Genomic DNA, 21,859 nt, shown 5'->3' on the forward strand with positions numbered 1-21,859 from the left:
CGTGCAACTTGTTGCACGAATAAAAACGCTCGTGAGGAAAATCATTCGTAGCACGCTACGCACGAAATCGTGAATGCCTGAAAGGGTTAAATAATGTTCCGTGCCTGGTTTGGTCGTACATCAAGATGCACGCTACGCATGAAATCGTGAATGCCTGAAAGGGTTAAATAATGTTCCGTGCCTGGTTTGTTCGTGCATCAAGATGCACGCTACGCACGAAATTATGAATGCCAGAAAGGGTTAAATGACGTTCCGTGCATGGTTTGGTCGTGCATCAAGATGCACGCTACAATATGAAATTACGCTCCTCGTAGCGTGCAACTCGTTGCACGAATAAAAACGCTCGTGAGGAAAATCATTCGTAGCACGCTACGCATGAAATCGTGAATTACGCATCGCATAGGTTTTTATAGCCAGACCTTGGTTGGCTATAATGAAAAGGATTAAGTTCAACTGAACTTAATCCTTCATTATGAAGTGAAAAAACACGGTAAAATCTCACCGCACTTTTCAGGTTTAGAACGTGTAGTTTACACTTAAACGAACATCGCGACCCGGCTCAGGCAAGGTGGATACGCCCGCGCGTTGGCTGTGGCTGCGATAGTATTTGTTGAACGCGTTGTTTAACGCTAAGTTAAGGTTTACGTTTTTAGTCGGTTTCCAAGTCACGTAGAAATCGTTTACGCCATAGCCCGGACGTTTGGTGGTGGTTGCACCGCCGCCACGGTTGTTGGTGGTGGAATCGTAGCTGGTATGTTGTACAAAACGGCCTTTCCAACCGATTTCTACGTCAGGTTGTTCGAAGCGGTAAGAGGCGCCGGTGGTCCAAGTACGACCGATCGGAATGGCGGTGACGGTGCTATCCACGGTTCTGCCGTCCAATTCCGGCTTGCTGTAAGCCACGCCGGTACGCAAGGTTAAGCCTTCATATTTATAGGCTGCACCTAATTCATAGCCGTGATTTCTTAATTTTCCGGCATTTTGGATTTCATAATAACCCTGTCTGATTTGCGTAAAGGCGTGCGTGTCCTGAACGGTTTGCCAGAAATAGCTACCGTTTAAGGAAAGGCTATCGGCGAATTTATAGTTGAAACCCACTTCCGCATTGCGTGATTTTTCCGGTTTAATGTTGTTGGCGATGGAATACACGGCCGTGCCTCCCCGGCTAGCGCCTGAAGAAAGCATGATTTCGTGGAAACGCGGGCTACGGGTAGCATAGTTTAAGCTGGTATTTAAACTAAGATCATTGGTGACTTCATAAATCAAACCAACGCTTGGATTCACACTGCCTTTCTTCGATTTTGAACCGTCCATGGCACGGAAATTGAAGTGGTCGTAACGCAAACCGGTGGTTAAGGTGAACGCGCCTAAGCCCCAGATACCTTCCGTGTAAACACCCACCTCACGTTTCTTTTGGGTCTTCATTTGGACACCGTTTTGTACGGTAAGAGAATTTGGTTTACCTTCTTGGTCGCGGTAATTGACACCGTATTTGATTAAGTGAGATTCACCAATAGGTGAGTCCAAGTTTACGTTGGCACCATTGGCAATTAATCGGATTCTGGAACGTTCACTTGGCTCTTCACGGCTAATTACACTGCGCCATACATTAGCCTTAGCATTGCTAATCAAGCCCATGTTTTTGCCAGTCCATTCAATTTTGCTGGTATCGTTCGTGGTGATGCGATAGCGAGGGGCGTTATTTTCCGTATTCGGAATTTTGTTGCCATTGCGATCTAAAACATACCAAATATTCCCTTCTTGGTTTAACGTATAGCCGTTTGCACGCTGTTCTTTTGTGAGTGCCGGTGGAGTGCCATTTCGCCCATTTGCCGTTAGCCAATCCTGTGAAAAGTCAAATTCTTCACGAAGTGCACGAACGCCATAATGGCGTTCTTGACGATGACTTAATTCAATTCGGTGATCTTCATTTAAATCTGCGCCAACTTTTGCTAATAAGCCTCGTTGACCTAATGCACTATTTTTGATTTTGTAGCCGTTGCCTGCTTTATACTCGCTTTCTTTGACCCAGTTACCGGAAATTAACGCATCCATCATACCGGCGCGTGAATAAACGGTTGCACCTTTGCTCCAACCTTTGTTTGAGCTCACACCTGCATTTACCTTAAAACCAATGTCTTGACCTTCTTTCAGAAGATCTTTTGCGCTCACGGTTTCTGCCACGATAGCACCGCTGGTTGCACCGATGCCGGCACTGGCGGATCCTGTGCCTTTTTGTACGCTCACTTTCTTCAATAGTGCCGGGTCAAACATGAAACGACCTTGATGGTGGAAAAGTTGGGCATCGGTATAAGCATCATCTACTTTCACATCCACTTGATCTTGCCCCATCCCACGAATGGTAAACCACTGTGATGTGCCGCGACCGCCACCGAAGTTAATCGCCGGTTCGTCTTTCAATAAACCTTTTAATTCGGTTTCCGTGCTGCGATTAATGGATTCAGTCGTAATCACATTGGTTTTACTTTTGGCACCGGTATTTTCAGATACCACGTTAATTACGTCTAAGTTGTCCGCATAAACCGCGGTGGTAACTAACATTGCAAGGGGAAGCAATGAAAAATGTTTGCGCATAAATGCTCCTCTAAAGGTTGATGAAAGGTGAAATTTACAGCGTGGCAATTTAACGTATTTGCTCAATTTATACAAATGATAATTATTATTGATATTAAGTTGTTTCTAATGGCGTTTTATGGATAAAAATGTATGTAGTTTTTGTTAAAAGAGACGGAAAACGGAAGCTCTATTGGTATGAGGAAAGAATGAACCTGAGAAGGAAAATATCGCAAAATCTCACTGCACTTTTGCTTTTTCTCCTAAAAATTGACTAAAATTCCTTAACTTTTCACCGCTGATTGAAAGGAAATGAAAATATGAATCGAACAGGGTTATTCAACTTATCTTGGGAACGTTATCTTAATTTATTGTTTCTCTTGTTAACGGTTGGTTTTCTTAGTAGCGGCGTCGTCACATTTATTGCCGCTAACTGGGATTATCTTTCTGATTTAGCGAAGATTTACGGGTTGCAAACGTTGTTCGTTTTTTCTGTGATTATAGGCGGCTATTTTTTTATGCGCGAAAGTCGTCAGTTATCAGCGGAGAAATTAAAACTCGTTTCGGTTGCGTTCTTCTTTTGCACAGCCGTCCTGATTGGCGCTACCTTGGCACTCGTTGGGCAAACATATCAAACGGGCGCGAATGCATGGGAATTGTTTGCTATTTGGTCGGTGTGCCAAATTCCATGGTTGCTTTTGTTGCCTAATGTTGCTTCCGCCTTATTGCTGATTGTCACAGCAAATTTAGCTGTGTATTTACTTCAGATCGATAATTATGACTATGTTGCTGTTTATGGCGTATTTCTCAATGGTGTTGGCTTGGTATTCAGTGAGGTTTTTACACGACGATTGCATGATGAACGTTGGCGAATCTTACCCAAAATCTTGCTTGGTTTTGTGATCATACATCTCTTCGGCATTCGTTTTATGGTCGATGACGCGATGTTTTATAGCGCTTTGGGTTGGTTTTCAGTGCTAAATTTCTTGATCGTGAGTGTGCCTTCTGCCGCATTATTTTATTTTTATAAGCAATATCGTTTTGATTTCACCAATTTAGTTGCAAGTGCATTGGGGATAATTGTTGCCTTTAGCATGTTGCTCTTTTCTCATATCAATTCTGCGGATGCCGTTTTTTCGAGAGGTTTGTTGATTTTTGTGCTGACGATCTTGGCAATGAAATATCTGTACAAGCTTTATCAAGCCCGTTATCCGCAACAGACGAAAATGCCTTGGGCATTGTCCGTTCTGTTTATTTTTGCCATTCTCATCGGTATGGTCACCGCCATTATTTGGGCGGCGTTTATTCTTGATATATCTGACCCGTTGTTCGCTGTACTTGCTTTGGCGATCGCAATGTTGCTTACCGCACTGGGATTACATCGAGCTTATCCGCAAGCGAGTAATGAAATGTCGCTGGTGGTCGGTATTTGTTTTTTGATGGGATATGGCTTACTTGGTGGTTATTTATGGTTTGATCATTTGGAGAGTGAGTCTAGCGAAACAACGCAGGCTTTTGTGCCGTTGTTGTTTTCTTGTGTGGTCGGTGCTTTTTATTTCGTTCGCAAAGAAGTTTGGCTACAAACTTTAACGGTAGTGAGTATCTTAAGCATGTGGCACCTCAGTTACGTGGAGGAGATTTCATCCGGTGCCTTGCCTTTACCTTATCTTTCTATGTTGTGCTGTATTTGTGTTTTTGTAGGGCAGTTCTTGTGGATGATAAAACACCAGCAGAGCGAGGCAGTGACACCGCTTGCTTGGGGGCTTTTATTTTTTAGTATTGGCTCTTGGATGTATTCCGCGTCCCAAACCTTCTTTCCTTGGATTCATCATTTCAGCGAGGTCGCCGACGAGTTACCGTCCATTGATACGTTCTCGGACTTTTTCAGCGTCATTACCTATGGCATTTTTTCACGAGCGACATTGACATTTTCATGGTGGGTACCGTTTTTTGTTTGTCTTACACCTTTCTGTGTTTATTGGGTTATCAGCTTCTTTTTTAAATCTGCGCTGGCGGAAAAGTGGTTTATTGCCATTGTTTTCATGCTCTTTACGATTGGTTTTGTGGCTCAACCGTCTATTTTGTTTTTTGTTGCCCTGTGGTTAATTGCCTATGTTTCAGCAAGCCGATCTTTATTTTTTATCGCCTTATTGGCGCTCATTACAAATTTAGCGCTTTATTATTACATGCTCTTTATCCCATTGCTTTATAAGTCGTTTTTACTCTTATGCTTTGGTGCATTATTTTCCTTTGTCCTATTTTTCTTGCATCGGAAATCTAAAGTGACGACACAAAGTGCGGTCGATTTTTCCGGTGTTTCTAAAAGAAAACCGTTGATAGCACTGCTTATCGCGTTACTGATGTTATCACCATTAAATTATAAGGTATGGCAATTTGAGAATGTGTTGGCGACCGGCAAACCGATCGTGCTAAAAATTGCGCCGGTGGATCCACGTTCGTTAATGCAAGGGGATTATATGTCGTTGAATTATGTCATTTTGCAGGATATTGCAGCGCAACTTAATGATGAGCCTGACCAGCTAAATGATGAGCAAACCAGCGAAGAGGACACTTGGCAGACAACGAGCAAACCACAACCTAAACGAGTTTATGCCTTAATTCATCAAAATGAGCAGGGCGTTGCCACCTTGTGTCGCGTGGAAAAAAGTAAGCCAACGGATTTCACGGATTGTGAACCAAACCTGTATTTACCGATTAATAACACAGGCTGGTCGCCGGCATTGCCAAGCCAAGAATATTTCTTTGCGGAAGGAAAAGGGCAATATTATGCGCAGGCAGAGTACGCCGAATATCGTTTTAAAGACGGCATTTTATTACTTGCCCGTTTATTGGATCAGGATTTAAAACCTTTATAAAAGCAAGAATAAGATCGTTGATAGATAAGAAAAAAGTGCGGTGGATTTTTAAAACGTTTTACGTCCACCGCACTTTTTTATTTTGAGCTTTGCGCTTATTTCATCGCAATCATGGAACCGAAGTTAAAGCATTGGAACCAAAGCTCCACATGAGAAAAGCCGACATTTTTTAATCGCGCTTTATGGGTTTCAATGCTGTCTGTGCGCATCACATTTTCAAGTGCGGTGCGTTTTTGGCTCACTTCTAATTCGCTGTAACCGTTGGCACGTTTAAATTGATGGTGGAGATCAATCAGCAATTCATTGGTTTGTTCATCCTCAAAGCAGAATGTTACATCTCATTGCCAACAGATGAGTTGAATCTTCAAGTTGTGAGATCGGAGTACATTTGAAATAAGAATAAACAAAAAAGGAAAGTGAACGATTCACTTTCCTTTTTGTTTTTTAACTTGCCGGCTTATTGTTTCCGCCAAGTGGTGCCGTTCGGGCCGTCTTCTAATACAATGCCCATTTGAGTTAAGGCGTTGCGTGCCGCATCCGCAGCCGGCCAGTCTTTTGCCGCGCGCGCTTCGTTGCGTTGTTTGATAAGCCCTTCAATTTTGTCGATTTCGTCATCATCGGAACCGGCTTGTAGGAATTGTTCCGGATCGAGTTGGAGCAAACCGAGAATACCGGCAAGTTCTCGTAAACGCGCGGCAAGTCCGTTGGCTTTGGTCATGTCTTCGGTTTTTAGTTTGTTCAATTCGCGCGCCATTTCAAATAGCACAGAAAGGGCATTTGGCGTATTGAAATCATCGTCCATTGCCTCACGGAAGGCGTCCACAAAATTTTCACCGCCAAAAGCCACCGCACTTTTATCGGTGCCGCGCAATGCGGTGTAGAGGCGTTCCAATGCGCCATGAGCCAGATTGAGGTTTTCTTCGCTGTAATTTAATTGGCTGCGGTAGTGGGCGCTGAGCAAGAAGTAACGTACGCTTTCTGCATCGTAGTGGCTTAATACATCGCGAATCGTGAAGAAGTTGCCGAGGGATTTCGACATTTTCTCTTTATCCACCATGATCATGCCGGAATGTAGCCAGTAGTTCACATACTGGTTACCGTGGGCGCAGCAGGATTGGGCGATTTCGTTTTCATGGTGCGGAAACATTAGGTCGGAGCCGCCACCGTGAATGTCAAAATGTTCGCCAAGTTGTTTGCTGTTCATGGCGGAACATTCAATGTGCCAGCCCGGGCGGCCTTTGCCCCAAGGCGAATCCCAGCTTGGTTCGTTTGGTTTGGACATTTTCCACAACACGAAATCCATTGGATTTTTCTTGATTTCATTGATTTCAATACGCACGCCCGCTTGTAATTGTTCTAAATCTTGGCGGGATAATTTGCCGTATTCTTTGAAGCTTTCCACATCAAACATCACATCGCCGTTGTCTGCCACATAAGCATGCCCGCGCTGAATCAGTTTTTCAACAAGGGCAATAATTTCAGGAATATGATGGGTTGCGCGAGGTTCAAAGTCCGGACGCAAAATGTTCAGGGCATCAAAATCTTTATACATTTCCACAACCATGCGATCGACTAGTTGATCGCAGGTTTCTTTGTTTTCCAACGCCCGCTTAATGATTTTGTCATCCACATCAGTGATGTTGCGTACATAGGTTAAATCATAGCCTAAATAGCGTAAGTAACGTGCGACAACATCAAAACACACAAAGGTACGTCCATGCCCGATATGACAGAGATCGTAAACGGTCACGCCGCAAACATACATGCCGATTTTGCCGGCGTGAATCGGTTTAAAAATTTCTTTTTCGCGAGTGAGGGTATTGAAAAGTTTTAACATATTGGGATCCAAATCTTTTTGAAAACGCACCGCACTTTATGGCGATTTGGGGCGGATTATGGAATAATGACGCTCTTTAATTCGTATAGGAAAAGCACAATGATTACACTACACACTAATTTCGGCGACATTAAAATTGCCTTAAATCATGAGAAAGCACCGGTAACGGCAGAAAACTTCTTAACTTATTGTAAAAATGGGTTTTATGATAACACAATTTTCCACCGTGTGATTGACGGTTTTATGATTCAAGGCGGCGGCATGGAAAGCGGTATGCGTGAGAAAGCGACTAACGCGCCGATTAAAAACGAAGCCAACAATCGTTTAAGCAACAAGCGCGGCACCATCGCCATGGCGCGTACTTCTGATCCGCATTCTGCGACGGCACAATTCTTCATTAACGTGGCGGATAACACCTTCTTGGATTACCGTTCAAAAGAAATGTTTGGCAAAGAAGTGGTACAAGAGTGGGGCTACGCGGTATTCGGAGAAGTGGTTGAAGGCATGGATGTTGTGGACAAAATCAAAGGTGTGAAAACCGGCAACAAAGGTTTCCACCAAGACGTGCCGAATGAAGATGTGGTGATTACCTCTGTTACCGTTGACGAATAAGACTATGGGCAACTCATTGAGTTGCCTGATTTTTTTAGATTAATATGTATTCCTTTTTTGACACCCATACTCATCTCGATTATTTGCAACAAGCCACCGGTGAGCCGTTAGCGCAGCTTATGCAAAATGCGCAGGCGGCTGGCGTGCAAAAGATCTTGATCGTCGCCGTGTTACAGCGGGATTTCAAAACGATTGAAGATATGACCGCACTTTATCCGCAACAGTTGTATTACGGCTTGGGGCTACATCCGCTGTATATCAAGGAGCACCAAGCGCAGGATTTGGATTTATTGGAACAGGCGTTAGCAATGCGTTCACCAAATTGCACCGCTGTGGCGGAAATCGGTTTGGAACGTGCCGTGCCGGAATTATTAACCGATGAACTATGGCGCAAGCAATGCGATTTTTTTGAAGCGCAACTCTATTTTGCGAAGAAGTACGATTTGCCGGTGAACATGCATTCCCGCAAGTCGCACGATCAGCTGTTCTCTTTTCTCAAACGCATTGAGGTGCCGAAACGTGGCGTCGTGCATGGTTTTGCAGGCAGTTACGATCAGGCAAAACGTTTTGTGGATTTGGGCTATTCTATTGGTGTCGGCGGCACGATTACCTATGAACGCGCCAATAAAACCCGTCAAACCATCGCGAAATTGCCGCTTGATGCCTTGCTGTTAGAAACGGATTCGCCCGACATGCCGGTATTCGGTTTTCAAGGTCAACCGAATCGCCCGGAAAGAGTGCAACAGGTTTTTAAGGTGTTGTGTGAATTAAGACGTGAAACGCCGGAGATCATTGCCGAGACAATTTGGCAAAATAGCCTCAGAAAATTTGCGTGAAGTATTAAAAAATGAGTGTTTATTTCTTTTATCTATAAGGGAAGACTATGGACGAGATTAAATTTAGAGCAATGCGTGCTGCCGGCATCGGTTGTTTCGTTATGTTAGCGATTATCGGCTTTTTCGTATTCACCACACCGACAAATGAGCTTATTGATTTCTTAACAGAGGTTGGGCAGATGGCTGGCGGACGAACCACGATCGGCGTTTTCATGATTGCCTCGTTACCGCCGTTCACCGGTTTTATTTGCTATTATTTTTGGAAATGGGTGCTTAAATAATTATGGCTAAGCTGTATTTTTATTATTCCACTATGAATGCAGGAAAATCCACGACTTTGCTGCAATCTTCCTATAACTACCGTGAACGCAACATGAACACGCTGGTTTATACGGCGGCGATTGATGATCGTTTCGGCATAGGTCGCGTGACTTCCCGCATCGGGATCAGTGAACAGGCGAACACGTTCGCACGAGACACGGATTTATTCACAGAAATTCAGCAACATTTAGCAAAAGCGCCATTGCACTGCATTTTAGTGGATGAAGCGCAGTTTTTAACGAAAGCGCAGGTGTATCAACTGAGCGATGTGGTGGATAAACTGAATATTCCGGTGTTGTGTTATGGCTTGCGCACGGACTTCCAAGCGGAGCTTTTTGAAGGCAGTCGCTATTTGCTGGCATGGGCGGATCAGTTGGAAGAACTGAAAACCATTTGTTATTGTGGACGTAAAGCCAATTTTGTCTTGCGTCTCAATGAACAGGGCGACGTTGTCAAACAAGGAGACCAAATTCAAATCGGCGGTAATGACAGCTATTTATCGGTGTGCCGACGGCATTATAAAGAACGTATGGCGGAATAAAGTGCGGTGAATATTGACCGCACTTTGCGGATGGCGAGGGATTAACCTATACCGGCTTTGCCTAAGGTGCCGTCATCAATTGGGGCGGTGTTTGGCGTGCCGAGAACTTCCCATACTTTATCGCCATTTTTGAAAAACACAAATCCACCGTTGTCCATTTTTGTCCAAACTTCATCTTTTGTCAGTGGAACAGTCGTGATGATCGTGACTTTATCTCCCTCTTTGGTGTAGTCGTTGAAGTCGATGACACCGCCATCATCCACCCGTTGCGCTTTACCGAAAGGCGCTTGACGGGTGATGTAATGTAAGTTTGTTGAGCAACGCACGATCATCCATTCGCCGTTCGACAGCATAAAGTTTAATGTGCCGTAACGTGCAAGATCATTGCTGATCTGTTGAATCGCCTCAAAAATTTCCTCTTCACCGGGTTTGTGTTTAAAGCGTGTTTTGAGCTGCTCTAACATATAACAGAACGCTGTTTCAGAATCGGTGGTGCCAATCGGTTGATAAAAAATCGTTTCGGTCACAGGCAAATTCACCAAATTGCCATTGTGCGCGAATACCCAATTTTCACCCCAAATTTCACGCATAAAAGGGTGGGTATTTTCGATGTTGACATCGCCTTGCGTTGCTTTTCGAATGTGGGCAATCACGTTAAGTGACTTGATGTTATATTGTTTCACACAGTCGGCAATGGGGGAGCTGTGCCCCGGTTTATTATCACGAAATACGCGCACGCCTTTGCCTTCAAAAAAAGCAATCCCGAAACCGTCCGAGTGACAGTCTGTTAAACCGGCGCGATGGCGAAAACCTTCAAAGGAAAACACAATATCAGTAGGTGTATTGCAATTCATTCCTAATAGTTGACACATACTTGACCTAATTTCTTAATAACCATAAAACTTATGGCGATTTAACACGATAATTCGGCAAAATTCAACTTAAACCATAGGGTGTTCTTAGAACAAAATGTTTGGCTTGATAACCGTTCTCTATGAGAAAAAAACGTCACGGTATGCACGAATCCGTCATATAAAACGGACACTGATGCTGAAACAAAAGTGTCCGTGATTTTTTGAGAGAGGAAATTAGGCGTAGATAAGTTCAGGCGCCTTGCCGTCATTAATGGTTTGCTCGTTGACCACCACTTTTTCCAACCCTTCTAAAGAAGGCAAGTCGTACATGGTGTCGAGCAAGACGCCTTCGATGATGGAGCGTAAGCCGCGAGCGCCGGTTTTACGGGCGAGGGCTTTTTTCGCCATGGCGATCAAGGCTTCTTTAGTGAATTCCAGTTTCACGTCTTCCAACCCAAACAACGCTTGATATTGTTTACACAAGGCATTTTTCGGCTCGGTCAGAATGCGCACGAGGGCTTCTTCATCTAATTCGCTTAACGGTGCAACCACCGGTAAACGCCCGATAAATTCCGGGATTAAGCCGTATTTCATTAAATCGTCCGGTTCCACCTGTTTGAACAAGTCCGTCAACGTGGCTTTGTCTTTTTCGCTCTTAATTTCAGCGCCGAAACCAATCGCAGTGGCAACACTGGTGCGTTTTTCAATGACTTTATCTAAGCCGGCAAAGGCACCACCGCAAATAAACAGAATTTTGGAGGTATCGATGCGCAACATTTCCTGTTGCGGGTGTTTGCGTCCGCCTTGCGGAGGAATAGACGCAACCGTGCCTTCAATCAGTTTTAACAAGGCTTGTTGTACCCCTTCGCCGGAAACATCGCGGGTAATGGACGGATTCTCCGATTTGCGGGTGATTTTATCGATTTCGTCGATATAAATAATGCCTTGTTCCGCACGTTCGATGTCGTAATCACAGTTTTGCAGTAATTTTTGTAACACGTTTTCCACGTCTTCGCCCACGTAACCGGCTTCCGTCAAGGTGGTGGCATCCGCCATAGCGAAAGGCACGTTTAACATACGCGCCATGGTTTCTGCCAACAGGGTTTTACCGCTACCGGTCGGGCCGATAAGTAAAATGTTACTTTTACCCAATTCCACATCGTTGGTTTGATGTTTGGTGCGTAGGCGTTTGTAGTGGTTATACACCGCCACTGCCAACACTTTTTTCGCGTAATCTTGGCCGATAACATAATCATCTAAATGGGCGCGGATTTTGTGCGGTGTGGGTAATTCCTGTTCTTTTGTTGCTTCTGCGTCTTCGCTTTCAGCTTCTTCGCCATGCGCTTCGTTGAGCAACATATCGTGACACAATTCGATACATTCATTACAAATGTAACCGGAGGTGCCGGCGATAAGTTTATTGACTTCGTCTTGTTCTTTGCCACAGAAAGAACAATGTAATTCTTTATCTTTTGCCATGTTTATCTCTTAACGTTTGGTAAACACTTCATCGATTAAGCCGTAGTTTTTGGCTTCTTCTGCCGACATAAAGTTGTCGCGATCAGTGTCTTTTTCGATGGTTTCAATGGGTTGTCCGGTGTGGAATGCCAAGCGTTCGTTTAACGTGCCTTTAATTTTTAAAATCTCTTGGGCATGAATTTGAATATCCGATGCTTGTCCACGGAAGCCGCCTAACGGTTGGTGAATCATCACACGAGCGTGAGGTAATGCGCCGCGTTTACCCGGTGCGCCACCGGCTAATAAAAAGGCTCCCATGGAACAGGCTTGTCCAACGCACAAGGTGCGCACATCGGGCTTGATGAATTGCATGGTGTCGTAAATTGCCATTCCGGCAGTCACGGAACCGCCCGGTGAGTTGATGTATAAATTGATGTCTTTATCGGGGTCTTCTGATTCTAGGAAAAGCAATTGTGCCACAATCAGATTGGCCATGTTGTCTTCCACTTCACCGCTTAGGAAAATCACGCGATCTTTCAGTAAGCGGGAATAAATGTCATAGGCACGTTCGCCGCGGGAAGTTTGGTCAACGACCATAGGAATTACACTCATATGTTCCTCAATTTAGTCAGGATAGGGTGAAAAGTGCGGTCAGAAAAAACGGAGTTTTTTGATATTGGACGAGCCAACAGCGCCGCAAGAACAAAATTCTTTCATAAAAAACGGCGGCTATTTTACCTGAAAAATTGGGTTTGCTGAATGACTATTCGGGCAAAAATAAAAATGCGATCATTCGTTTGAAAAAATGACCGCACTTTTAGGCGTTGGAGCCTGTTATTACGGTTCTTGTTTTGCCGGATCCTCTTTCAGCGAGTTGTAGTCCACCAATGCCCGCCAGTTAAACACTTTGATCGGCTGCGGTTTCGGGTTGAAAAAATCATCTTGGCTTAAATGACTTTCTTTAATGCCTAACCATTGGGCAAAGCCGTGAATAAAATTAAAAGCGCTTTGCGGGTTTTTAACAAGGGTTCTTTTGGTATCGTCACTGGAAAAACGAACAAAAGGCACCGCATAACTTTGTTTGTATTCCTTGTTATTTAGCATAGACAGATTTTTGCCTGCGCCTAAATGCGCCAAGCCATGATCCGAGAAATAAATGACAGAATAACTTTGTCCTTGCTCTTTTAGAATTTGATTCACCTCAGACAATAAACTGTCCGTTTGTTTTAAGGTGTCTAAATAACAAGACATTTCTCGGCTAATTAAATGAAATTTCGGTTCTTCGCCATTTAAATGGGCGCAAAAGGTCGGATGCGAGCCAATTAAATGTAAAACGATTAATTTGGTTTGATCTTTATCTTTCGCCAAAAGTTGTTTTAACGGCTCCAATAATGCCGTGTCCGAGATATTGTCCGAATCATACCCACCTTTTTTGGTAAAGAACGATTCATCTGCTTGAATGCCGATACGCGATGCCATGGTGTCCCATTCGCCCACTTTGCCTTGGTTGGATAACCAATAGGTTTTGTAATGGGCAAGTTTGGCGAGTGAAATAATGTTATCAGTGTAAACCGTTTCTTCATTGTTATTAATGGAACGATATAGTGTGCGCTGTAAAGACGGTTGCGTATTTGGGCCAGCAGCCACATATAAATTGAAAATTAAGCCGTTCACTTGTTCCAAAAACGGCGTGGTTTTTTGTGGATAGCCGTATAAAGAGGTGTAATCCCGACGCATGCTTTCGCCGATCACCAAAACATAGTTTTGATATTTGGGCTCCACGGAAAGGATTTGCCATTCCGGTGTTTTGGTCAAGGCGTCATTGAGTAAATCCCGTTGCGTTAAATAGGTGTTATTCACTTTGATGGCGTTGGAAAGAAAACTCACCGGATAAAAGTTTGAGGCTTTAAAAAAGTCTGCAAGGCTAAATTCTTTTTCTTTATCGGTATTTTTCATCACATTTGAAATAGGTTGATATAAGGTAAATGCAAGAAGAATAAAATAAATAAGATAATATGCCGATTTATTATTTTTACTTGGTGTGATATGGCGGTTGATAAATAATAAAATAAGAAATAAAAGAAGATAAAAGAAAGTAAAAAAATAAATGGATAACGGCATTGCGCGAAAGAAGCCTAATGTTTCGCTAAAGTTAGTTTCATAGACGGAGGCAATAATCCCAATGGATGCCGGGCCATATAATAGGCCGGATGGGGTGTAACCTAAGGCAATAATAAAAATGAATGTCAGCATAATAAGAAATAATGTATTGCTATGCTTTTTTAAAGTGAAAAGCAATAATCCTAATGCCAAAATGCTGAATGTATGCGTGAGATAATGATCTAAAATGCCCAATGCAACATGAGAAAGAAAGGCAAAAATGCATAACAATAAAGCAAAAGTAAAAGGCTGATAGAAAATGTGGGATTTTGGGGTTTGAGACATCTGGTTTACCGATTATGTGTTTATTAGGGCTAAATTTTAGTCCCTTTGTGCTTAAAAATGAAGTTTTCATTGTAATACATTGGGTTATAACTATCGCTTATGAGGAAGATAATTTTTTTATTTGCATTTGCGCCTATTAATTTTAATAATGTGGCGATTTTTTAAGAAGTTTATGCAAGTAGGCATGCCTAAACAGTATGATTCCTCGTTTAGCTAAAAGGAAATTTTATGAATATTCAGCAGGTTATAAAAGAAAATCGCTTGGAGCTGTTGTTCCAGCAAGGGTCATTTGGTCTTGAAAAAGAAAGCCAACGCGTGCACGCGGACGGGGCGGTTGTGGTGACGGAACACCCAAAATGCTTCGGTAATCGTTCTTATCATCCTTATATCCAAACGGATTTTGCGGAAAGTCAGCTTGAGTTAATCACCCCACCCAATAAAAAAATTGAAGATACGTTGCGTTGGTTATCCGCCATCCATGAAGTGGTGTTACGCTCTTTACCGGAAGACGAATATATCTTTCCGTTGAGTATGCCGGCCGGCTTGCCACCGGAGGATCAAATTAAAGTGGCACAACTGGACAATCCGGTCGATGTGGCGTACCGCGAGCATTTAGTGAAATCGTACGGTAAAAGCAAGCAAATGGTGAGTGGCATTCACTACAACTTCCAGCTTGAGCCAGCGTTCATTCAACAGCTGTTTGCACGACAAAATGACTACCAAAGTGCGGTGGATTTTCAGAACGATTTATATTTGAAAATTGCCCGTAATTTTTTGCGTTATCAATGGATTCTCGTTTATTTATTAGCGGCTACGCCAACGGTTGATGCCAATTATTTTCTCCACGGCACGCCATTAAAAGCGGGGCAATATGTCCGTAGTTTACGTTCTGGCCAATATGGTTATGTGAATGACCCAAGTGTGAAAGTGTCTTATGACAGCTTGAACGATTATGTGACAACCTTGGAACACGCGGTGAGTAGCGGACAGCTTATTGCCGAAAAAGAATTTTATTCCAACGTGCGTTTGCGTGGTGCGAAACAGGCGCGTGAATTGCTACAAAACGGCATTCAATATTTGGAATTCCGTCTGTTCGATCTAAACCCGTTTGAGGCTTATGGTATCGCCTTAAATGATGCCAAATTTGTGCATTATTTTATTTTGTTGATGGCGTGGCTAGATGAAGAATCCTTAGCAAGTGCGGTGGAATTAGGCAAAGGAAAATTAGCCCAAGTGGCATGGGAAAATCCATTGTCGGCAACGGCTTTCCAAGCAGAAGGCGAACGTGTTTTACAGCAATTATTAGCGATGTTGGCGGAAATTCACGCCGATGGAGAGATGGACGAGATCGTCAAAGAGAAACTGGCTCAGTTTGCTGATCCAAGCCAAACGCTTGGTGCGCGCTTAGTCAATGCCATCGAAGCACATGGCGGTTATCAAAAACTGGGCGCGGAACTGGCGATTCGTTACAAAAAACAAGCCTTTGAACGTTTTTATGCGTTTTCGGCTTTCGACAACATGGAGCTTTCTACCCAAGCGCTGATGTTTGATGCCATTCAAAAAGGCTTAAAAATGGAGATTTTAGATGAGCGCGACCAGTTCTTAAGTCTGCAATTCGGCGACCATTTGGAATATGTCAAAAACGGCAACATGACTTCCCATGACAGCTACATTTCGCCGCTCATCATGGAAAATAAAGTGGTGACCAAAAAAGTCTTAGCAAAAGCCGGCTTTAACGTGCCGCAAAGTGTGGAATTTACTAGCGTTGAACAAGCCGTGGCCAATTATGCTTTATTCGCAGGGCGTGCTGTGGTGATTAAACCGAAATCCACTAATTACGGTTTAGGCATCAGTATTTTCCAACAGGGCGTGCATGATCCTGAGGATTTTGCCAAAGCTATTGAAATTGCTTTCCGCGAAGACAAAGAAGTGATGGTAGAAGATTACCTCACCGGCACGGAATACCGTTTCTTCGTGTTAGGTGATGAAACCCTTGCCGTGTTGTTGCGTGTGCCTGCAAATGTGATTGGCGATGGCGTGCATACGGTGGCGGAATTAGTGGCACAGAAAAACGATCATCCTTTGCGTGGCGATGGCAGTCGTACGCCATTGAAGAAAATTGCGTTGGGCGATATCGAACAGTTACAGCTAAAAGAACAAGGCTTAACCGTGGACAGCGTGCCGGCGAAAGATCAGTTGGTGCAGTTACGTGCCAATTCCAACATTAGCACCGGTGGCGATTCCATTGATATGACCGACCAAATGCACCCAAGCTACAAAGCTTTGGCGGTCGGTATCACCAAAGCCATGAGCGCTGCGGTGTGTGGCGTGGATTTAATCATTCCCGATTTAACCAAACCCGCCGAGCCTAGCTTGCAATCTTGGGGTGTGATTGAAGCTAACTTCAATCCAATGATGATGATGCACATTTTCCCGTATGCAGGGAAATCCCGTCGAGTAACGCAAAACGTGCTGAAGATGCTCTTCCCGGAACTGAAATAATGTTCCCATAGCGCAAAAGGCGAATCGGAGGATTCGCCTTTTTGTTTGAAGTGCGGTCGGTTTTGACGATGTTTTGGAGAATCAAAAACAATTAAAAAATCCACCGCACTTTTCCGATAAAATTACGAAGAACGTGATTGCGTAAAATCATGGATAATGTAAGGTGGGTGGTGTGCGCGGAATGTAATATTTCCTTTGACTATTTTATTTTCTGAGGGTAATATTCACGCCCTATGCAAAAGGTAAAACTACCCCTCACTGTCGATCCGGTGAAAGATGCGCAACGAAGATTAGATTATCAGGGTTATTACGCTGCCAATCAATTAAGTCGCCTTGCCGAATCGGTCGGTAAAGTGCTCAGCGATGCACAGGTTACATTATCGTTCTTTGTTGATCCGCAAAAATTGGTTGTCATGAAAGGTCATGCCAAGGTTGATGTTGAATTACATTGTCAGCGTTGTGGCGAACCTTTCGTTCAAACCGTTGATTGTGAATTTTGTTACAGTCCGGTGGCTAATTTGGATCAAATTGATGTATTGCCGGAAATCTATGAGCCAATTGAATTCAATGAATTCGGTGAAATAGATTTACTTGGAACAATTGAAGATGAACTCATTTTGAGTTTGCCGATTGTGCCAATGCATTCATCTGAACACTGTGAAGTGTCCGTGGCTGAACAGGTTTTTGGCGAATTGCCGGAAGAATTGGCAAAAAAACCGAACCCGTTCGCTGTATTAGCTAATTTAAAGCAAAAATAATTTAGGAGTATAGCCAATGGCTGTTCAACAAAATAAAAAATCCCGTTCACGTCGTGATATGCGTCGTTCTCACGATGCGTTAACAACTGCTGCAGTATCCGTTGATAAAGCAAGTGGTGAAACTCATTTGCGTCACCATGTAACCGCTGACGGTTACTATCGTGGTCGTAAAGTGATTAACAAGTAATTATCTCAATTACATATAAGGTAATCACTTGAGTCGTCTAACCCTTGCGTTAGATGCGATGGGCGGGGACATTGGTCCCCGTATTACTATCCCAGCATCCATTTTAGCCTTGGAACGAGACCCAACGCTTTCTCTCTTATTGTTTGGCGATCGCCAACAAATTCTTCCGCTTTTATCTTCTGCTCCCAACAGTATTCGTCAACGTTGTGACATTGTTCATTGTACTCGTGTGATTGATAGTCGTCAGGGTATTTCCTACGCCTTGCGTCATAGCAAAGAGACTTCTATGCGTTTGGCAATTGAAGCAGTACAAAAAGGGGATGCGAAGGCCTGTGTGAGTGCCGGTGATACAGCAGCTTTGATGGGCTTATCGAAAATCTTGTTACAACCTCTAGAAGGTATTCATCGTCCGGCACTGATTTCTACGATCCCAACAGTGACAGGTGAGCGTTCGATTATGTTAGATCTTGGGGCGAATGTTGAGTGCGATGCCGAAAACTTGTATCAATTTGCCTTGATGGGTGCCATTTTTGCAGAAAATACCCTCAATTTAGTTTATCCACGTATTGCGCTATTGAATATTGGTATTGAAGCGGTCAAAGGATACAAATATATCCGGGATGCGGCAGATTTACTGAAAAAAGACACCGCACTTAATTATATTGGATTCCTTGAAGGCAATTTTTTACTCAATGGCAAGGCGGATGTGATTGTGACAGATGGCTTTGCCGGCAATGTTGCGCTGAAAACCTTGGAAGGCGCGGCAAAGAACGTGATTTCTCTACTGAAAAGTGATAAGAAAAAGAGTATATTAAGTCACGTTTTTGGGTATTTAATTAAATATCTTTTCAAAGATAAATACCAACGATTAAAGAAAATCAATCCTGATCAATATAATGGCGCATCGCTTATCGGTTTGACTTCCGTTGTGGTAAAAAGTCACGGCAGTGCAAATATAGAGGCATTTGCCTATGCGATTGCCGATGCGGCATTACAAGCCCGACGTCAAATTCCACAAAAAATTTTGGCGGGCTTAAATAAAAATGAAATATTAATGAAGTAGTGAGTTCCCTCGCTATTATTTTTAACGAGATGACTATGTTTAGCAAAATTTTATCGACAGGTAGCTATTTACCCCAACATATTCGTACCAATGCCGATTTAGAAAAAATGGTAGATACTTCAGATGAGTGGATTGTTACCCGTTCCGGTATTCGTGAACGTCGCATTGCAGCACCGGATGAAACCGTCTCTACCATGGGATTTGAAGCGGCCCAAAAAGCTATTGAAGCGGCAAACATCAATCCACAGGAAATCGATCTTATTTTAGTGGCGACAACCAGTAACTCTCACGCTTATCCAAGCGCAGCCTGCCAAATTCAAGGGATGTTGGAGATTGACGATGCTATTGCATTTGATTTAGCGGCAGCTTGTACCGGCTTTGTGTATGCGTTAGGTGTCGCTGATCAATTTATTCGTACCGGTAAAGTGAAAAAAGCGCTCGTGATCGGTTCTGATTTAAATTCTCGTAAGTTAGATGAAACAGATCGTAGCACTGTCGTGTTATTCGGTGATGGTGCAGGTGCGGTTATTTTGGAAGCATCGGAACAAGAAGGGATTATTTCTACCCATTTACACGCCTCAGCAGATAAAAATGCCGCATTGTTACTTCCTCAGCCTGAGCGTGGCGTGGCAAAATCCGGCTATATCGAAATGCAAGGCAATGAAACCTTTAAATTGGCTGTGCGTGAACTATCGAATGTGGTGGAAGAAACCCTTGCTGCCAATAATTTAGATAAAAAAGACATTGATTGGTTGGTACCTCACCAAGCTAATTTACGTATTATTTCGGCGACCGCAAAAAAATTAGATATGGATATGTCGCAAGTGGTGGTCACGCTGGATCGCTATGCCAATAACAGCGCGGCAACTGTGCCGGTCGCATTGGATGAAGCGGTGCGTGATGGACGTATTCAGCGTGGGCAGTTGCTCCTTCTTGAAGCCTTTGGCGGTGGTTGGACTTGGGGTTCGGCCTTAGTGAGATTTTAGATAATCTGTTATTATTCGTGAAAAAAGTGCGGTTATTTTTGACCGCACTTTTCGACTGTAACGCATATCGGAATAAATTGATTTATTTTTTAATATAGGTAAGACACATGAAAAAATTTGCAATGGTTTTCCCGGGACAAGGTTCACAAACGGTGGGAATGTTAGCAGAATTAGCCGGCGACTACCCAATTGTACAAGAAACTTTTAAACAAGCTTCAGAAGTATTGGGATATGATTTGTGGCAATTAGTGCAGGAAGGCTCGGCGGAAGAATTAAACAAAACATGGCAAACGCAGCCAGCGTTATTAACCGCATCTGTGGCTGTTTATCGTGTATGGCAACAAAAATACCCGACATTAAAACCGGAGGTGATGGCAGGCCATAGTTTGGGCGAATATTCTGCGTTGGTGTGTGCCGGTGTGTTAGATTTCCAAGATGCGGTTAAATTAGTGGAATTGCGCGGTAAGCTTATGCAACAAGCAGTTCCTGAAGGTACGGGTGCGATGTACGCGATCATTGGTTTAGACAATGACGCCATTATTAACGCCTGCAAACAAGCAGAGCAAGGCGAAGTGGTTTCGGCAGTAAACTTCAATTCACCGGGACAAGTGGTGATTGCCGGTGCGAAAGCCGCAGTGGAGCGCGCGGCTGCATTATGTAAAGAAGCCGGTGCTAAACGTGCATTACCGTTAGCGGTGAGTGTGCCTTCACACTGTGCTTTAATGAAACCGGCGGCGGATCAATTATCCGTTTCCTTAGAAAGTATTACGTTGAAAGAGGCTGGTGTTTCTGTTCTAAATAACGTAGATGTAAAAAATGAAATTGAAGCCGATGCGATTAGAAATGCCTTGGTTCGCCAACTCTATAGCCCGGTACGTTGGACAGAAACCGTAGAGAAAATGGCACAAAACGGCGTCGAAGTGTTAGTGGAAGTGGGGCCGGGTAAAGTGTTAAACGGGTTAACGAAACGAATCGTGGATTCCTTACAAGCGGTTTCTGTAAATGATGTGAAATCCCTCGATTCCATCGAAGAAGTATTAGCATAGTAGTGAAAAGGAGAGAAAGTTATGCAAGATAAAATTGCATTAGTGACAGGTGCAACCCGTGGTATTGGTCGTGCAGTAGCCGAAGAATTAGTATCAAAAGGTGCTTTTGTCATCGGTACAGCAACGTCTGAGAAAGGTGCTGAAAGTATTTCTGCCTATTTAGGTGAGAAAGGCAAAGGATTAGTATTAAATGTTGCCGATCAAGCTTCCATTGATGCGGTATTGGCACAGATCAAACAAGAATTTGGCGACATTGATATTTTAGTGAATAACGCCGGTATTACCCGTGATAACTTGTTAATGCGCATGAAAGATGAAGAATGGTTCGATATTTTACAAACTAACTTGAGTTCTGTTTATCACCTTTCTAAAGCGATGCTTCGCACCATGATGAAAAAACGTTTCGGGCGTATCATCAACATTGGTTCTGTCGTGGGCTCTATGGGCAATGCCGGTCAGACAAATTATTGTGCGGCAAAAGCAGGTCTCATCGGTTTCAGTAAAGCCTTGGCAAAAGAAGTGGCTTCCCGTGGTATTACGGTAAACGTCGTAGCGCCAGGTTTTATCGCGACCGATATGACAGACGTATTAAGTGAAGAGTTAAAAAATAACTTATTAACTCAAATCCCGGCAGGCCGTTTAGGTGAGCCGAAAGATATCGCTAAAGCCGTGGCATTTTTGGCCTCTGAGGATGCGTCTTATATTAACGGCACAACGTTGCATGTTAACGGCGGCATGTACATGAGCTAATGGGTAGCAAGTGGAGGTTGCGGATAAATTGGATAAATGCGTGCAAATTAATTTGCTTAATGTTAGAATCCCCCCGCAACTGTCACTTGGTTACGTCATTCAATGTCTGTGAAAGACATAACTATTTTAAACTGTATGTGGTTGCAAAAATTCGGAACTCTTTTTTGAGGTTTGACCTCTAACAAGAAATCTTGCGAAATGTTTTGTAAATAC

18 protein-coding genes and 1 pseudogene are annotated in these 21,859 nt (G+C 43.4%); 12 read left to right on the top strand and 7 right to left on the bottom strand.

What is annotated here, in order from left to right; all coding sequences use genetic code 11:
• Nucleotides 1-516: 516 nt before the first annotated feature.
• The gene (locus Q0203_RS06070) at nucleotides 517-2,595 is read right to left on the bottom strand and encodes a TonB-dependent receptor (RefSeq protein ID WP_297930362.1); all 2,079 of its coding nucleotides are present in this window, start codon (nucleotides 2,593-2,595) and stop codon (nucleotides 517-519) included.
• Between the two features lie 299 nt (nucleotides 2,596-2,894).
• Here Q0203_RS06070 and Q0203_RS06075 point away from each other — a divergent pair, with 299 nt between their 5' ends.
• Nucleotides 2,895-5,450 (top strand): GDYXXLXY domain-containing protein, encoded by a 2,556-nt coding sequence (locus Q0203_RS06075; RefSeq protein WP_297930365.1) that lies wholly within the window; start codon nucleotides 2,895-2,897, stop codon nucleotides 5,448-5,450.
• A 95-nt stretch (nucleotides 5,451-5,545) separates the two neighbouring features.
• On the opposite strand, the pseudogene Q0203_RS06080 reads toward Q0203_RS06075, so the two are convergent.
• Together Q0203_RS06080 and cysS are read right to left on the bottom strand one after the other, a co-directional pair.
• Nucleotides 5,546-5,773 (bottom strand): annotated as a pseudogene (locus tag Q0203_RS06080) (carboxy-S-adenosyl-L-methionine synthase CmoA); the annotation flags it as partial.
• A gap of 134 nt (nucleotides 5,774-5,907) precedes the next feature.
• On the bottom strand, nucleotides 5,908-7,287 hold the full coding sequence (gene cysS / locus Q0203_RS06085; RefSeq protein WP_297930368.1) for a cysteine--tRNA ligase: 1,380 nt from the start codon (nucleotides 7,285-7,287) through the stop codon (nucleotides 5,908-5,910).
• A gap of 99 nt (nucleotides 7,288-7,386) precedes the next feature.
• Here cysS and Q0203_RS06090 point away from each other — a divergent pair, with 99 nt between their 5' ends.
• Genes Q0203_RS06090 through Q0203_RS06105 form a run of 4 tightly spaced genes read left to right on the top strand, consistent with a single transcriptional unit; the run spans nucleotide 7,387 to nucleotide 9,597 of the window.
• Entirely contained in the window at nucleotides 7,387-7,899 is a 513-nt protein-coding gene (locus Q0203_RS06090) for a peptidylprolyl isomerase (protein WP_109103932.1), read from the top strand.
• A 44-nt stretch (nucleotides 7,900-7,943) separates the two neighbouring features.
• A complete protein-coding gene (locus tag Q0203_RS06095; protein WP_297930377.1) occupies nucleotides 7,944-8,735 on the top strand; it encodes a TatD family hydrolase in 792 nt (263 codons plus the stop codon).
• 47 nt (nucleotides 8,736-8,782) lie between these two features.
• Nucleotides 8,783-9,016, top strand: coding sequence for a hypothetical protein (locus Q0203_RS06100; RefSeq protein WP_297930380.1), 234 nt, complete (start codon nucleotides 8,783-8,785; stop codon nucleotides 9,014-9,016).
• Nucleotides 9,017-9,018: 2 nt separating this feature from the next.
• Complete coding sequence (locus Q0203_RS06105; RefSeq protein ID WP_297930383.1) at nucleotides 9,019-9,597, top strand: thymidine kinase; 579 nt, start codon at nucleotides 9,019-9,021, stop codon at nucleotides 9,595-9,597.
• A 41-nt stretch (nucleotides 9,598-9,638) separates the two neighbouring features.
• On the opposite strand, the gene Q0203_RS06110 is transcribed toward Q0203_RS06105, so the two are convergent.
• From Q0203_RS06110 to Q0203_RS06125, 4 genes are all read right to left on the bottom strand, one after another.
• Entirely contained in the window at nucleotides 9,639-10,469 is an 831-nt protein-coding gene (locus Q0203_RS06110; protein WP_297930386.1) for a class II glutamine amidotransferase, read from the bottom strand.
• A 216-nt stretch (nucleotides 10,470-10,685) separates the two neighbouring features.
• Nucleotides 10,686-11,930: an ATP-dependent protease ATP-binding subunit ClpX gene (clpX, locus tag Q0203_RS06115; RefSeq protein ID WP_297930389.1), complete on the bottom strand. Its 1,245-nt coding sequence runs from the start codon at nucleotides 11,928-11,930 to the stop codon at nucleotides 10,686-10,688.
• A 9-nt stretch (nucleotides 11,931-11,939) separates the two neighbouring features.
• Nucleotides 11,940-12,521 (bottom strand): ATP-dependent Clp endopeptidase proteolytic subunit ClpP, encoded by a 582-nt coding sequence (gene clpP, locus Q0203_RS06120; protein ID WP_006719109.1) that lies wholly within the window; start codon nucleotides 12,519-12,521, stop codon nucleotides 11,940-11,942.
• A gap of 225 nt (nucleotides 12,522-12,746) precedes the next feature.
• A complete protein-coding gene (locus Q0203_RS06125) occupies nucleotides 12,747-14,354 on the bottom strand; it encodes a phosphoethanolamine transferase (protein ID WP_297930392.1) in 1,608 nt (535 codons plus the stop codon).
• Nucleotides 14,355-14,582: 228 nt separating this feature from the next.
• Between Q0203_RS06125 and gshAB the strand changes: the two genes are divergently transcribed.
• The 7 genes from gshAB (at nucleotide 14,583) to fabG (ending at nucleotide 21,646) form a co-directional block, all read left to right on the top strand.
• On the top strand, nucleotides 14,583-16,856 hold the full coding sequence (gshAB, locus tag Q0203_RS06130; RefSeq protein ID WP_297930395.1) for a bifunctional glutamate--cysteine ligase GshA/glutathione synthetase GshB: 2,274 nt from the start codon (nucleotides 14,583-14,585) through the stop codon (nucleotides 16,854-16,856).
• Between the two features lie 233 nt (nucleotides 16,857-17,089).
• Nucleotides 17,090-17,614 carry a 23S rRNA accumulation protein YceD gene (gene yceD / locus Q0203_RS06135; protein WP_297930397.1) on the top strand — a complete coding sequence of 175 codons (525 nt, stop codon included), beginning with the start codon at nucleotides 17,090-17,092 and terminating at the stop codon, nucleotides 17,612-17,614.
• Nucleotides 17,615-17,630: 16 nt separating this feature from the next.
• The gene (gene rpmF, locus Q0203_RS06140) at nucleotides 17,631-17,801 is read left to right on the top strand and encodes a 50S ribosomal protein L32 (protein WP_005544470.1); all 171 of its coding nucleotides are present in this window, start codon (nucleotides 17,631-17,633) and stop codon (nucleotides 17,799-17,801) included.
• A 28-nt stretch (nucleotides 17,802-17,829) separates the two neighbouring features.
• Nucleotides 17,830-18,864 carry a phosphate acyltransferase PlsX gene (gene plsX / locus Q0203_RS06145; protein ID WP_297930401.1) on the top strand — a complete coding sequence of 345 codons (1,035 nt, stop codon included), beginning with the start codon at nucleotides 17,830-17,832 and terminating at the stop codon, nucleotides 18,862-18,864.
• 35 nt (nucleotides 18,865-18,899) lie between these two features.
• Nucleotides 18,900-19,850 carry a beta-ketoacyl-ACP synthase III gene (locus Q0203_RS06150; protein WP_032997759.1) on the top strand — a complete coding sequence of 317 codons (951 nt, stop codon included), beginning with the start codon at nucleotides 18,900-18,902 and terminating at the stop codon, nucleotides 19,848-19,850.
• 107 nt (nucleotides 19,851-19,957) lie between these two features.
• On the top strand, nucleotides 19,958-20,896 hold the full coding sequence (gene fabD, locus Q0203_RS06155; protein ID WP_297930405.1) for an ACP S-malonyltransferase: 939 nt from the start codon (nucleotides 19,958-19,960) through the stop codon (nucleotides 20,894-20,896).
• A 21-nt stretch (nucleotides 20,897-20,917) separates the two neighbouring features.
• Nucleotides 20,918-21,646: a 3-oxoacyl-ACP reductase FabG gene (gene fabG, locus Q0203_RS06160; RefSeq protein ID WP_297930407.1), complete on the top strand. Its 729-nt coding sequence runs from the start codon at nucleotides 20,918-20,920 to the stop codon at nucleotides 21,644-21,646.
• The last annotated feature ends 213 nt before the right edge of the window (nucleotides 21,647-21,859 follow it).

Source organism: uncultured Aggregatibacter sp. (genome assembly GCF_938046485.1).
In the GTDB taxonomy this organism is placed as follows: Bacteria; Pseudomonadota; Gammaproteobacteria; order Enterobacterales; family Pasteurellaceae; genus Aggregatibacter.

Coding starts and splice junctions, on each gene's coding strand:
- Q0203_RS06070 (WP_297930362.1), bottom strand. CDS start 2,595: ATGCGCAAACATTTTTCATTGCTTCCCCTTGCAATGTTAGTTACCACC.
- Q0203_RS06075 (WP_297930365.1), top strand. CDS start 2,895: ATGAATCGAACAGGGTTATTCAACTTATCTTGGGAACGTTATCTTAAT.
- cysS (WP_297930368.1), bottom strand. CDS start 7,287: ATGTTAAAACTTTTCAATACCCTCACTCGCGAAAAAGAAATTTTTAAA.
- Q0203_RS06090 (WP_109103932.1), top strand. CDS start 7,387: ATGATTACACTACACACTAATTTCGGCGACATTAAAATTGCCTTAAAT.
- Q0203_RS06095 (WP_297930377.1), top strand. CDS start 7,944: ATGTATTCCTTTTTTGACACCCATACTCATCTCGATTATTTGCAACAA.
- Q0203_RS06100 (WP_297930380.1), top strand. CDS start 8,783: ATGGACGAGATTAAATTTAGAGCAATGCGTGCTGCCGGCATCGGTTGT.
- Q0203_RS06105 (WP_297930383.1), top strand. CDS start 9,019: ATGGCTAAGCTGTATTTTTATTATTCCACTATGAATGCAGGAAAATCC.
- Q0203_RS06110 (WP_297930386.1), bottom strand. CDS start 10,469: ATGTGTCAACTATTAGGAATGAATTGCAATACACCTACTGATATTGTG.
- clpX (WP_297930389.1), bottom strand. CDS start 11,930: ATGGCAAAAGATAAAGAATTACATTGTTCTTTCTGTGGCAAAGAACAA.
- clpP (WP_006719109.1), bottom strand. CDS start 12,521: ATGAGTGTAATTCCTATGGTCGTTGACCAAACTTCCCGCGGCGAACGT.
- Q0203_RS06125 (WP_297930392.1), bottom strand. CDS start 14,354: ATGTCTCAAACCCCAAAATCCCACATTTTCTATCAGCCTTTTACTTTT.
- gshAB (WP_297930395.1), top strand. CDS start 14,583: ATGAATATTCAGCAGGTTATAAAAGAAAATCGCTTGGAGCTGTTGTTC.
- yceD (WP_297930397.1), top strand. CDS start 17,090: ATGCAAAAGGTAAAACTACCCCTCACTGTCGATCCGGTGAAAGATGCG.
- rpmF (WP_005544470.1), top strand. CDS start 17,631: ATGGCTGTTCAACAAAATAAAAAATCCCGTTCACGTCGTGATATGCGT.
- Q0203_RS06150 (WP_032997759.1), top strand. CDS start 18,900: ATGTTTAGCAAAATTTTATCGACAGGTAGCTATTTACCCCAACATATT.
- fabD (WP_297930405.1), top strand. CDS start 19,958: ATGAAAAAATTTGCAATGGTTTTCCCGGGACAAGGTTCACAAACGGTG.
- fabG (WP_297930407.1), top strand. CDS start 20,918: ATGCAAGATAAAATTGCATTAGTGACAGGTGCAACCCGTGGTATTGGT.